Annotated in this window: 11 protein-coding genes and 1 tRNA gene; 3 read left to right on the top strand and 9 right to left on the bottom strand. The window is 70.0% G+C overall.

The window, feature by feature from the left end; all coding sequences use genetic code 11:
• Window positions 1-154: 154 nt before the first annotated feature.
• Both ACZ45T_RS03950 and ACZ45T_RS03945 read left to right on the top strand, forming a co-directional pair.
• Window positions 155-2,059, top strand: coding sequence for a putative bifunctional diguanylate cyclase/phosphodiesterase (locus ACZ45T_RS03950; RefSeq protein ID WP_468437208.1), 1,905 nt, complete (start codon window positions 155-157; stop codon window positions 2,057-2,059).
• A gap of 46 nt (window positions 2,060-2,105) precedes the next feature.
• Window positions 2,106-2,459, top strand: a complete 354-nt coding sequence (locus tag ACZ45T_RS03945; RefSeq protein WP_468437207.1) for a VOC family protein — start codon at window positions 2,106-2,108, stop codon at window positions 2,457-2,459.
• 53 nt (window positions 2,460-2,512) lie between these two features.
• Here the strand turns inward: ACZ45T_RS03945 and ACZ45T_RS03940 are convergent, their stop codons facing one another.
• The 6 genes from ACZ45T_RS03940 to ACZ45T_RS03915 form a co-directional block, all read right to left on the bottom strand.
• Window positions 2,513-2,773, bottom strand: coding sequence for a DUF397 domain-containing protein (locus tag ACZ45T_RS03940; RefSeq protein ID WP_468437206.1), 261 nt, complete (start codon window positions 2,771-2,773; stop codon window positions 2,513-2,515).
• Window positions 2,733-3,581, bottom strand: coding sequence for a helix-turn-helix domain-containing protein (locus tag ACZ45T_RS03935; protein WP_468437205.1), 849 nt, complete (start codon window positions 3,579-3,581; stop codon window positions 2,733-2,735). The genes ACZ45T_RS03940 and ACZ45T_RS03935 overlap by 41 nt, the downstream gene beginning before the upstream one ends.
• A 167-nt stretch (window positions 3,582-3,748) precedes the next feature.
• Window positions 3,749-5,449, bottom strand: a complete 1,701-nt coding sequence (locus ACZ45T_RS03930) for a glycosyl hydrolase family 18 protein (protein ID WP_468437203.1) — start codon at window positions 5,447-5,449, stop codon at window positions 3,749-3,751.
• Window positions 5,450-5,722: 273 nt separating this feature from the next.
• The gene (locus tag ACZ45T_RS03925; protein ID WP_468437201.1) at window positions 5,723-7,363 is read right to left on the bottom strand and encodes a nuclease/transposase family protein; all 1,641 of its coding nucleotides are present in this window, start codon (window positions 7,361-7,363) and stop codon (window positions 5,723-5,725) included.
• Window positions 7,356-7,934 carry an IS607 family transposase gene (locus ACZ45T_RS03920; RefSeq protein ID WP_468437199.1) on the bottom strand — a complete coding sequence of 193 codons (579 nt, stop codon included), beginning with the start codon at window positions 7,932-7,934 and terminating at the stop codon, window positions 7,356-7,358. The genes ACZ45T_RS03925 and ACZ45T_RS03920 overlap by 8 nt, the downstream gene beginning before the upstream one ends.
• Before the next feature lie 40 nt (window positions 7,935-7,974).
• Window positions 7,975-9,126 (bottom strand): LLM class flavin-dependent oxidoreductase, encoded by a 1,152-nt coding sequence (locus tag ACZ45T_RS03915; RefSeq protein ID WP_468437197.1) that lies wholly within the window; start codon window positions 9,124-9,126, stop codon window positions 7,975-7,977.
• Window positions 9,127-9,366: 240 nt separating this feature from the next.
• Between ACZ45T_RS03915 and ACZ45T_RS03910 the strand changes: the two genes are divergently transcribed.
• Window positions 9,367-10,125, top strand: coding sequence for an IclR family transcriptional regulator (locus tag ACZ45T_RS03910; RefSeq protein ID WP_468437195.1), 759 nt, complete (start codon window positions 9,367-9,369; stop codon window positions 10,123-10,125).
• A gap of 85 nt (window positions 10,126-10,210) precedes the next feature.
• On the opposite strand, the gene ACZ45T_RS03905 is transcribed toward ACZ45T_RS03910, so the two are convergent.
• The 3 genes from ACZ45T_RS03905 to ACZ45T_RS03895 form a co-directional block, all read right to left on the bottom strand.
• Window positions 10,211-10,284, bottom strand: a tRNA-Lys gene (locus ACZ45T_RS03905).
• A 56-nt stretch (window positions 10,285-10,340) separates the two neighbouring features.
• Window positions 10,341-10,982, bottom strand: coding sequence for a LuxR C-terminal-related transcriptional regulator (locus ACZ45T_RS03900; protein ID WP_468437193.1), 642 nt, complete (start codon window positions 10,980-10,982; stop codon window positions 10,341-10,343).
• Window positions 10,979-12,334, bottom strand: coding sequence for a sensor histidine kinase (locus ACZ45T_RS03895; RefSeq protein WP_468437191.1), 1,356 nt, complete (start codon window positions 12,332-12,334; stop codon window positions 10,979-10,981). The genes ACZ45T_RS03900 and ACZ45T_RS03895 overlap by 4 nt, the downstream gene beginning before the upstream one ends.
• Between the last annotated feature and the right edge of the window lie 320 nt (window positions 12,335-12,654).

The following is a 12,654-nucleotide window of genomic DNA, read 5'->3' as shown; positions in this document are numbered from 1 at the left end:
GCAGAAACGATCAAGCGATCTTGGTCCGACGAAGCGTCAGCACGCCGAACTCCCGGGCCCCACACGGCGACGCCGCTGGATAGGGCCTCCCGGCAGCCTCTATGATCGGCACACTTTCCTGCACGGACACTCACGAACACTGCGGGAGCCAACGGTGAGCGGAACCTCAGAGGGAACCGGTTCGGCGGCCGACAGCATCCGATCGGCCATTACGGAGCGTCACCCGGCAGTGCCGGCAGTGCCGTCGACCTCACACATTTCAGCCACCTCGGCGGCGCCCCATCGCGCCACCGAGTCCGAGCTGCGCGACTACCGGGCCGCCTTCAACGCGGCCCACCTCGCCATGGCCGTCGTGGACCGCGACGGCTACGTGGTCGCCGCCAACCAGGCCTTCGCCGGACTGCTGGGCAGCGAGCCGCACGCGCTCGTCCACCGGTGCGCCGCCGACCTGGTGGACCTGGCCGCGGAGGCCCGCACCTGGGCCGCGTACCAGGAAGTGCTCCGCGGCCGGCAGGCCCGGCTGCGCTGCACCCGCCGCCTCAAGCACCCCGACGGGCATTCGCTGTGGACCGAGGTCACCCTCGGGCCCGTCCCCGGGACCGGGGACGTCCTGCTGTCCGTGGCCGACATCAGCGACCGGCGCGACCTCCAGGCCCGGCTGCGGCACCTCCAGATGCACGACCCGGTCACCCGGCTTCCCAACCGTGCGCTGTTCTTCGAGCGGCTCTCCGCCGCCCTGGAGGCCTCCTCGTACGAGCACGGCGGCGGCACCGGCCGGATCGGGCTGTGCTACCTGGACCTCGACGGCTTCAAAGCCGTCAACGACACCCTCGGCCACCGCGTCGGCGACCGGCTGCTGGCCGCCGTCGCCGCCCGGCTGACCCAGTGCGCCGACCAGTCCGGATACGGACGCACCGGCGGTCACCTGGTCGCGCGGCTCGGCGGCGACGAGTTCGCGCTGCTCGTGGAGGACTCCAGCGGCACCGACCAGCTCGCCGACCTGGCGAAGAGCGTACTGACCGCCGTACAGGAGCCGTTCGACCTGGCCGGGCAGCGGCTGTCGGTCTCCGCCTCCATCGGGGTGGTGGAGCGGGCCACGGCCGGGACCTCGGCGACCGGTCTGATGCAGGCCGCCGATACGACGCTGTACTGGGCCAAGGCGGACGGCAAGGCCCGCTGGACCCTCTTCGACCCGGAGCGCAACGCGCACCGCATGACCCGCCAGGCGCTCTCCTCCACGCTGCGCCCGGCAGTGGAACGGGGGGAGTTCGAGCTGGAGTACCAGCCGCTGGTGGACCTGGAGAGCGGCTCGGTGCGCGGGGTCGAGGCCCTGGTGCGCTGGAACCACACGCAGTTCGGCAAGCTCACGCCGAATCGGTTCATCGGAATTGCGGAAGAGGACGGGTCCATCGTCCAGTTGGGCCAGTGGGTGCTGCAGACCGCCTGCCGGCAGGCGCGGCGCTGGCAGATCGAGCAGCCCAGCGACGCACCCGTCTTCGTGTCGGTCAACGTCGCCGTGCGGCAGGTGTGGGACTCGGACCTGGTGGGCGACGTCGCGGAGATCCTGGCCGAGACGGGCCTGGCGCCGCAGCTGTTGCAGCTGGAGCTGACCGAGTCCGCGGTGATGGGCTCGGCCGGCCGGCCGCTCCAGGCCCTCCAGGCGCTCAGCGACATGGGCGTACGGATCGCGATCGACGACTTCGGCACCGGGTACTCGAACCTGGCCTACCTGAGCCGGCTGCCGGTCTCGGTACTGAAGCTGGACGGCTCCTTCGTACGGGGCTTCCGCTACGAGGAGGGCACGCACCCGAACCCGGCCGACGAGACCATCGTCGAGGCCCTGGTCCAGCTCGCGCACCGGCTGGGCCTGACGGTGACGGCGGAATGCGTGGAGACGGCGGGGCAGGCGGCCCGCCTGCGGCGCGTCGGCTGCGACACCGGGCAGGGCTGGCTCTACTCCCGCGCGGTGGCCCCGGAGGTGATCGCGGGCATGATCAGCCGCCAAGTGGCCTCGGGCCCCGGACAGTTGGACCGGCCCACACCGCACCCCCCGGTCTGAGCCTGAGTGCCTGTTCTCGAGGCCCTGGCCGGTCTAGGCTCAGCGGATGACCTTGGAATGGGAACAGGTAATCGTTGACTCGGTGGATCCGACGGCTTTGGGACAGTGGTGGGCCGAGGCTCTCGGTTGGGTTGTCGTCTACTCCTCTGACGACGAGTTCGAGATCCGCCCGGCGCCGGATCAGATGCCGGGGCTGGACTTCGTCCGGAACGACGAGATCAAGAAGGCCAAGAGCCGACTGCACCTCGACTTCAGGCCCGATGACCAGGACGCCGAGGTGGCTCGCCTGGTGGCTCATGGCGCGCAGCGTGTGGACATCGGCCAGGGTGAACAATCGTGGGTCGTCTTGGCAGACCCCGAAGGCAACGAGTTCTGCGTCCTCGGCCAGCGGCGTCAGTAAGCAGGTCTGACCCTGCCCGTACGGCAGCCCCCGCCGAGGGGGCTGCCGTACGGTCAGAGGCTCCGCACGAACGCGCCGAACGCCTCCGGGGCCACCGTGAAGGTCGGCCCGTCGGGCCGCTTGGAGTCCCGGACGGCGACGAGGCAGGGCTGAGCGGCCACCTCGACGCACTCGCCGCCACTTGAGCCGCTGTACGAAGCCTTGCGCCAGGCGGCGGCGCCGAGGGTGGCGCACTCCACACACTCGCCGCCGGTAGTACCACTGAAGGACGACTTACGCCATTGCACGCTCGTCAGGTCCAGGCCGTTCCCCATAGCGTTCCTCCATTACGCGAGCGATCAGCGCGGCCGAGCGCTCCGGAGAGAGCGCCGCGGCTTGCAGCCGAGCGTAGCCGACCGAACGTTCCTTGATCACTGGCGGGTTGGCCGTCATGTGGCCGCGGGCATAGCCCTCTTCGTAGATGAGATCCGGTTCGTCGTCAAAGCGAAGGAGGGTGAACGAGCCGAGCATTCCGGTGTGTTGCCCGGCCGAAAAGGGCAGCACCTGGATCTGCACCCACGGTTGCTCAAGGAAGCTCACCAGATGGGTGAGTTGGGCCCGCATGACGTCGGGACCGCCAACCTCCTGATGCAATACGGCCTCACTGAGCACCACCCACAGGGCGGGAGGGTGTTCACGTTCCAGGATGCGCTGCCTCTCCAGGCGCGCCGCCACCAGTTCGTCGACCTGGTCAGGCCGGTCGGCGCCGATCAGGGCACGCGCGTAGGCCTCTGTCTGGAGGAGCCCGTGCACCAACTGGCACTGGAACGTGGAAAGGAACGTCGCCCGGGCCTCCATCTCCGCGTACGCCTGGAACCACGTCGGCAGCACGCTCCGCAGGACCAGGCCCACCAGGCGGGAGAAGTGCCCGTCCGTGCCCAGCGCCGCGTCCACCCGCTCCGAGAAGTCCCGGGTCGGCACCCGCCTCGTGTGTTCGATCATGCCGACCAGCGAGCCCGTGCAGTAGATGATGTCGCCCAACTGCCCTTGTTTCAGCCCGGCCCCTTCTCTCAGGCGGCGGAGTTCGTAGCCGTAGTAGTCCAGCGGCGAGGCGCTGGGGTCGAGGTCGCGGGCTTGGACCATGGACGGTCACCCCCATGGAGACGTGGGTCGGATGCAGCCTGTGGCTGAGCGTAATGACTGCAACACGTCCAGTGTTGGGAATCCCGCAACCATGTCACACACCTCCGCCCCGCACCCGGGAAGCGGGGTGCGGGGCGGGGTGTCGCTCGGCGCGGGGTGGGGGGAGATCAGCAGGCGCCGAGGTCCTTCCAGACACCCCATTCACCGGTGGTGCCCGGCGTCTCGTTCTGCGTCCACCACTGGGCCTTGTACTTGCGGCCGTTGTGGGAGACCTCGTTGCCGGCGGTGTAGATGGTGCCCGCGACGTACGCCGGTGTCGATCCACAGCCGGTGGGCGGCGTGGTGGTCGGCGGCGTCGTGGTCGGCGGCGTCGTCGTCGGAGGCGTGGTCGTCGGCGGGGTGGTGACCGGCGGCTGCGTCGCGGAGCCGAGGGCGTCCGAGATCTGGTTCAGCAGCGTGGTGTTGTTGTCCAGGCCGAGCAGGGAGTACATCATCGCGCCGGCCAGCCCGCGCTGCTTGCCGTAGTCGACCCGGGCCTGGATGGACTTCTGGTTCAGGCCGGTGAAGAACTCGCCGTCCTTGTAGAAGTACGAGGCCTTGGCCTGGTCGTCCCAGAAGGTGGTCGCCGGGTTGTCGACGATCCCGCCGAGCTCCTTGTAGTTGGCGATGCCGGCCTGCTGGCTGGTGGGCCGGGCGGCGGAGGCGCCGGTGGCGGTCTGCGCGAGGCCGTTGGTGGTCCCGGCGGGGACGCCCTTCCAGCCGCGGTAGTAGAACTCGTATCCCAGCGTCAGCTTGTTGGCGGGGAAGCCGCCCGCGATCCCGTAGGCCGCGTTGCCGTCGATCCAGGAGTCGATGGCGTTGTCGATGCTGTACTTCTGGGTGCCCGGCGCGATCGGGTCGGTCGGGTCGGCCGCCGAGGGCTGGAGCGGGGACTGGTGGTACGTCGGCCCGTCGCCGTCCCAGGCGCCGTGCATGTCGTACGTCATGATGTTCGCGTAGTCGAGGTACGCGCCGATCTTGTCCGTCTCGATGTACTTGATCTTGTCCTGGCCGGCCGGGAGCGCCGAGGTCAGCAGGTACTTCTTGCCGCCGTTGGCCGCGCCGTGGGCGTCGAGCTGCTCGCGGAACTCCTTGAGCAGGAGCGTGAAGTTCTGCTTGTCCTCGGGGGCGTAGTGGTTGCCGAGGTGGCCGCCCGCCGAGCCCGGGTACTCCCAGTCGATGTCGATGCCGTCGAAGATCCCGGCCGCGACGCCCTGGCCGCCGTAACCGCCCTCGACCGGCAGGTTGCCCTTGATGTACTGGTCGATGCAGGAGGAGACGAGCTTCTTGCGGGAGGCGTCGGTCTTCGCCGCGTCGCTGAAGAACTTCGAGTAGGTCCAGCCGCCGAGCGAGATGTTGATCTTCAGGTGGGGGTACTTGGCCTTCAGCTGCTTGAACTGGTTGAAGACGCCCACGATCGGCTGGTCCCACTTGTCGGCGACCCCGCTGACGCTGTCCGCCGCGCTGAAGGACTTCTGGTAGTCGGCGTACGAGTCGCCCGCACCGTCACCGGCGTTGGGGTTGTTGTCGTCGCCCGCCGCCTTGTTCGCCTCGAAGCAGGTGAGGTTGGTGGGGTGGATGTTGCCGAACGAGTAATTGATGACGTCCAGCTTGCCCGCTATGCCGCGGGTGTCGAGGTGCTTGGGATAGAAGGCGTTCCCGTACACGCTCCACTGGTCGTAGTAGGCGATGCGGACGCCGCCCGCCGCGGCGGTGGTTCCGGCGTCGGCCGCCTGGGCGGCGGTGCCGAGTCCCGCGAAGGAGGCAAGCGCTCCGGCTGCCAGCGCTGCCGTGGCGGCGGCAGCGACGAGAGATTTACGGATGTGCATGGAACAGCCTCCGGAAGTGGGGGGAGGGCATCACGAGTGGGTGAGAGAAGAGATAGCGATCACCCGAGGCCTGAGTCAATGGTTTGGACCAAAGAAGGACTAGACCACTCGTCGCGTAGATCCCCCGGTCAGGGAGCTGAGCACACATCAGAACCTGTTGGCCGCCCCCAGTGACGAGCGGTTTAAGTTTCCCTTCAGACACCGTCCCGCAAGGCTTTGGCAACGAACCAGCCAAACCATCGAAGACTGTTCATGCACATCCGTAAACCGTTCCTAGCCAGTACGCATCAGTGAGTCTTGGACCGACTGATGCGTACTGGGCGCGTCCCGAACGGTGTTGGGCGCGCTGATCCCCTGCTTTCGCCTCCCGCTCGGTGACACGCTTCTTGGGGCGCAGTCCGTTCCGGGTGGGCAGGTTCTCTCGCACGCTCTGGTGCCCGATTCGGCCTGGACGGTCCGATGCCCACGACGATCACTCCGGTCGTCGTGGGGCGGTGCCGTCCGTCGCCGGATCGGGTGCCCAAGGGCGCGTCGTCCGATCGCGATGCTCGCCGCATCGTGCCGGGTGGTGGTGCGGTGGGGCGCGGTCATGGGCTTCTGCCAGTGCTGCGCGCCCCACATGCTGCTGTACGCGGGATCGACCGCGACGATCGCCAGGCCCTGCTCGGCAGCCATCGACACGAGCCGCGCACGGAGTTTCCCGGTGGGGATGCCGGAGATCAGCTGCCGGAACCTCTTCTTCCCGCCGTGCTTCTCGCGGGTCTTCTCCTCAGTGAAGTCGAGGTTTTCGATGGCGATCGCGTGAACACCACACCGCTGCGCCCAGTGGAGGAGGCGGGTGATGGCGTGGCGGATCTGCGCGTCCCGGTGCTGGGCCGTACCGGTGAGGTCATAGGGGAAGCGATGGGGTTCGCCGGCCGGGTTGCCGTGGGTGTCGAGTCGCCAGGCGGCGAAGTGGTCAGCGTTGGTGTCCACGCCGATGATGCCGTTCGCGCGGGCGGCCTCAAGGGGCACGGTCTGGACGGCGGGACGGGTCCAGGCGACGTCCAGGTACCAGCGGCCCCGCGAGGTGTCGTAGTGGATGCGGTAAGCGACGGCCCGGTCCGCGCACACGCGGTCGCGCCACTCCTCGCCCCGGTGGGCGAACGCGACGCGCGCCGTCAGCGTGTACCGGCCGTGCGGGCTGTTGGCGTAGCCGGTGAGAGGGGCTGGCAGCTTGACGCTGACCTCGCCGTCGGGGGTGACCCGGATGGTCTCGTTGCCGAACCTCTTCCCGGACTCGCCGTCGGCCGAGAGGAACCAGCGTGCGGCCTCCCACCGTTCTCGCCACTGCGGTTCCGTAAGACCGGCGGCCGCCAGGTGGTGGCGGGTGTTCGCCAGCTTCCTGCCGCCCCGCACCACCCGTACCCGACCCGCCTCACGATCAGCGGCAACGGCCGCATGCCGAGCCTCCAGGGCAGCCAGTCGTCGGGACTTGGCAAACCACTCACGCTTCGACCGGTAGCCGCCCGGGGCGCGTTTGGTGCCCTTCTCTCCGATAGGGCGGGCCAGCCGGTGGCGGAGCATACGGATCCCCGCATCAAGACTCGCCAGGTGGGCAGCCTGCGCGCGGCGGGACAGCGCCCACTGGTCGTGCGTGGTCTTCGTCAGGCTCCCCGCCCACCGTGACGACGACAACGGGGTCAACTCCCGCTTCCGGTCGGCCCACGTGGTGTTCGAATGCTCCAGGGCGTCCGAGCAGCGGACCTTGAGGTCATGTCCAGCCAAGGCCCCCAGGTGCGCACCGACCAATCGCAGCACCGTCTCATCCTCAGGGGTCAGGCCCTTGAGCCGGTCACGTATCGACACACCCAACGGTCCCGACACAACGAACGGCGCGGCAATCCTGCGGAGCTCCTTTCTCGGCTCACCCACGCCGAGCCGCCGCCTCCAGGGCCTTGGCCGCCCTGTCCCTCGCACCGCGGCGTCCGTACAGGCGAGCGCAGAACGAGATCAGAGCCTCCGCCATGTCCCGGACCGGATCGTCATTGGCCTCTCCGTCATCCAGTACGACGAGGCGACGGCCGTGCGCGGACAGGGCAGCTTCGACCAGGCCGACGTTCATGCACCCGAGACGGTCCTTGTGCTCCACCACCACACAGGTCACATCAGGGTCGGCCAGTAGGCGCCGCACCTTCGACCGGGAGCCGTCCGTCCCGGAACCGGTCTCCGACTCCACACGAACCACCCGGCGACCGGTCTTCGCCGCCCACTGCGAAAGACGCGCCACCTGACGCTCAAGATCCGCGCTTTGGTCATCCGACGACACGCGCGCATAGAGGCCGACACCACCGACCGCTTGAGGCACGCCATGTGCTTCCACATTCACCAGGATCGTGCGCGGCCCGACCCTTTGAGCCGGCACCGGCAACGTCCCCTCACGGAACCAGCGATACGCGGTCTGCGGATGCACACCCTGCGCTCTCGCCCACTCCTTCAGGTTCATACCCACGACCGTAACGACACTCACTCAAACGCACTATCACTCACAGGAGTGGCTTGACGGCGTAAGAACTACCGACCTGCGCCGAGCCTTCCACCGGCATCCCGTACGCATCCGCGACGAGCTTGTACGAGCGCAGTCGGGCCGCCCCGCCGTGCGCGTTGGCGGTCAGCATCAGCTCGTCCGCGCCGGTCCGCTTGGCGAGGTCGTCGAGCCCGGTGCGCACCTCGTCGGCGGTGCCGTGGACGACGTTCGCGAGCCAGCCGTCCACGAACTCCCGCTCCATCGGAGAGAAGGGGTACGCTGCCGCCTCCTCGGGCGTGGGGATCAGTCCGGGCCGTCCGGTGCGCAGCCGCAGCATCGACAGTGCGCCCGTGAGCACCTGGGCCCGCGCCTCGCCCTCCGTGTCGGCGGCCAGCGCCGAGACTCCGATGACGGCGTAGGGGGCGTCCAGTACGGCCGAGGGTCGGAAGCTCTGCCGGTAGAGGTCGAGCGCGGGCAGGGTGCCGGCCGCCGAGAAGTGGTGCGCGTAGGCGAAGGGCAGGCCGAGCTCCCCGGCGAGCTTCGCGCTGAAGCCGGAGGAGCCGAGCAGCCACAGCGGCGGCCGGCCGGCCGGACCCTGCACCGGGCCCGGTACGGCGTGCACGCGGGCGTACGGGTGCCCGTCCGGGAAGTCGTCGTCGAGGAAGCGGGTGAGCTCCGCGAGCCGCCGGGGGAACTCGTCCGCGGCCTCGTCGAGCCGCCCGGGCCCGCGCAGCGCGGCGGCCGTGCGCCCGTCGGTGCCGGGGGCCCGGCCGAGTCCGAGGTCGATCCGCCCCGGGGCGAGCGCCTCCAGGGTGCCGAACTGCTCGGCGATGGCGAGCGGGGCGTGGTTGGGCAGCATGACGCCGCCCGAGCCGAGCCGGATGCGGGAGGTGTGCGCGGCGAGGTGGGCCAGGATCACGGCGGGCGAGGAGCTGGCGACGCCGGGCATGGAGTGGTGCTCGGCGACCCAGTGGCGGTGGTAGCCGCGGGACTCGGCGAGCCGGGCTATGGCCACGCTGGTGCGCAGGGACTCGTGGGCGGTGCTGCCGGCGCCGACGGTGACGAGGTCCAGGACCGAGAGCGGGACGGCCGCCCGGCCCCGTGCGGTGCCGCGTATCCCGCTCCGGCCCTGCTGTCGATGTGCGTCCCCGACGTCCCCGATGTCACTCATCGTCGCTCCCGTCTCGCTGTGTCGCCCTGTTTCGTCCGTACGAAGAACTCGAACCGTGAGCGGCCGCCGGGCATTCCCAGGCACAGTGGGACAGTGCGCGTGACCATGGCATATGCCAGCGGAGTAGATCCAGGCGAGGAGACGTGATTGAGCCATCAATCTTCTCAACAGGCGCTCCACATGGGCCGCTTGATGGCTATCGTGGTAGGGCAAGCGGTAACAACCTGCTAGGGGGAAACCGTGGCGCTGAAGCCCGAGCCGACCGCGCCGTTCCACTCGGTGCAGTACGCACTACGCGTACTCGAAACGATCGCACGGCACACCGGTGGTGTGACCGACGTGCAGATCGCGCGTGAGACCGGCCTGCCCGCAGTCCATCTCGCTCCGATGCTGCTCATGCTGCGCCGGGAGGGATATGTCCTGCAGGTGTCCGACGGCGCCTACGCCATAGGGGATTCCCTCGTCCTGCTCGGCTCCGGCATCGACCGTCAGCAGGCGCTGACGGACAAGCTCCAGGAGACCCTGGACCGGCTGCGCGACTCCGTCGGCGCGGCCGTCTACATCAGCCGGTACGTGGACGGTGAGGTCAGGATCACGCAGTTCGCGGACAGCCCGCGCACCCCGAAGGTGCACGAGTGGGTCGACTTCCGCTCCGCCGCGCACGCCAGCGCGGTCGGCAAGTGCCTGCTGACGCAGCTCGACCTGAACGGGCGGCGCGACCACCTGTCCCGTCACAAGATCGCCCGGCTGACGTCGAAGACGATCGTGAACGAGCGGATCCTCTTCTCCAAGCTGGACTCCCAGCCGGCCACCGTGCCGGTCCTGGACCTCCAGGAGTACGCCGTGGGCACGGTCTGCGCGGCGGTCCCGATCACGGCCGGAGCCTCGGTGGGCTGCCTGGCCCTGTCGATGCCGGTCGAGCACGCGCACCGGCTGCGGGCCGCGGCGGACACGCTGAACCGGAAGGCGGCGCCGCTCCTGCTGTCGCTCACCCTCTAGAAGGGGCCAAAGGCAAAGGGGGGCAGTCTGCCCGGAAAACACTTCGGGCGGTTCCCGGTGAACCGGAAACCGCCCGAAGTACAGGTGCGCCGCCAGGGACTCGAACCCCGGACCCGCTGATTAAGAGTCAGCTGCTCTAACCAACTGAGCTAGCGGCGCCTGACAGAGAAAATACTACCTGGTCCTCCGGGGTGCTCAAAACCAGCACCCGGCCCTCACCCCCGGAGGTACGCGAGGACCGCCAGCACCCGGCGGTGGGTCTCCTCGGCGGGCGGCAGGTCCAGCTTTCCCAGGATGTTCCCGATGTGTTTGCCGACGGCCGCCTCGGACACCACCAGGTCCCGGGCGATGGCCCCGTTGGACTTCCCCTCCGCCACCAGGCCCAGCACCTCCCGCTCGCGCGGGGTCAGCGCGGAGAGCGGATCGCGCCGCCGGCGCAGGAGCTGGCGTACGACCTCCGGGTCCACCACCGTGCCGCCGCCGGCCACCGTGACCACCGCGTCGAGGAACTGCTCCACCTGCCCGACCCGGTCCTTGAGGAGGTAGCCCACGCCGCTGCCGTCGCCGGAATCCAGCAGGTCGGCGGCGTACGAGCGCTGCACGTACTGGCTGAGCACCAGCACCGGCAGGCTCGGGCGGGCCGCCCGGAGCTCCACGGCGGCGCGCAGTCCCTCGTCGGTGAGGCCGGGGGGCATCCGTACGTCGGTGACCACGATGTCCGGGTCGTGCGCGGCGACGGCGGCGCGGAGCTCGACCGCGTTCCCGACGGCGGCCGCCACCTGGTGGCCGAAACGCGTCAGCAGACCGACGAGCCCTTCGCGGAGCAGGACGCCGTCCTCGGCAAGGACGATCTTCAAGGGCGCGCTGGCTCGCTGGTGGGGCTGCTCACCGGGCACGGAATCTCCAGGCTCAGAACGGTCGGCCCGCCGGACGGGCTGGTGATCGTCAGTGTGCCATCGAGGACCGCGATCCGGTCGGCGAGTCCGGTCAGTCCGGATCCGGCGGCCGGATCGGCGCCGCCGCGCCCGTCGTCCCGTACGTCGATCAGCAGCGCGGTGCCGGTGTGCCGGGCGGCGACGGCGGCGCGGGCGGCGCCGCTGTGCTTGCCGATGTTGGCGAGGGCCTCGCAGACGCCGAAGTAGGCGGCGGCCTCGACGGACTCGGGCAGCCGGGGCAGCGCGGAGTCGATGGCGGTGTCGACGGGGACAGCGGAGCGCTCGGCGATGTCGGCGAGGGCGCCGGTGAGGCCGTAGTCGGTGAGCACCTGGGGGTGGATGCCGTGGATCAGTTCGCGCAGTTCGGTCAGGACCTTGCCGGCTTCGTCGTGGGCGGCGGCCAGCTGGTCGGCGAGCGGTCCGGGCGGTGCGTCGAGACGGGCGAGGCCGAGGCTCATGGTGAGGGCGACGAGCCGCTGCTGGGCGCCGTCGTGGAGGTCGCGCTCGATGCGGCGGCGCTCGGCCTCGAAGGCGCCGACGAGGCGGGCGCGGGAACGGGTGACCTCGGCGAGGCGGCCCTGGAGCTCGCTCTCGCGCGGGGCGAGGAGGGCGCGGGTGAGGGCGGCGCGGGCCCCGGCGAAGGATCCGAGCGGATAGAGGAGGACGGGGAGGAGGACCGCTCCGGCGGCGGCGATCGCGAAGGCCTGGGGGTAGGTGGTGATCAGCCAGACCTTGACGATCTTGGCCTCTCCGTCGCCGAGGGCGAGCTGGAGCGGGGCGGTGAGGAGCGCGAGGGGAAGGCCGAGGAAGAGGGCGAGGGCGGAGAGGTCCACCCACCAGAGCAGGAAGCCGTGCAGGACGGCGTAGCCGAGCTCGCGCCAGGTGGCCTGCTCGCGGTAGCGCAGCCGGGCCCAGGCGGCGAGGCCGGGCTCGGCGGGGGTGCGGTGGGGGCTGGGGGCGGGGTCGGTCTCGACGAGGCGCAGGCGGCGGCGCTCGACGGCGGCGGTGGGGATTCCGGCGAGGCCGAGCAGGGCGAGGAGGGGGAGGCCGACGAGCACGATGCTGAGAGTGGCGCCGACTGTGGTGAGGAGGACGAGGGCGAGGAGCACGGGGATGCCGGTGAGCGCGCTTCCGGCGAGGTAGCCGGCGGCGCGCCAGGGCCAGGCGGTGCGGAGGTAGTGGGGGCGGGTCAGTGCCTGCCAGGTGGTGCGGGCGTCGTTGCCGTTGTCGTTGCCGGTGCCGTTGCCGGTGCCGGTGCCTTTGCCGTCGTCCATGCGGGCCAAACTATCCGCGGCGGTGGGGCGGGCCCATGGGCCCAGGGGGCGGGCGGGGGGGTATGGCCGGACCTACCTGGGTGGGGGGTGTGCGGGTGGCCGCTGCGCGGAGCCTTCTCCCCGCCCCGCCCTTTCTCCGTATCCCGGGCTCTGCCCGGACCCGGTCCTCAAACGCCGGCGGGGCTGGAATTGGGCCAGGCTGAGATGGATGCCATCACGCCAATTCCCGTGCTGCAGAGCGTCGTTCGTCTCCGTGGTGCCACAGGGTCCGAGCTGTCCGGACGGCGCGGAGGGGCTCCGTCCGGAGCGATCGGTTTGAG

Source organism: Streptomyces sp. NPDC030995 (assembly GCF_055571215.1).
Note: the sequence above shows the minus strand (reverse complement) of the source record. Positions and strands in the feature narration are given on the sequence as shown.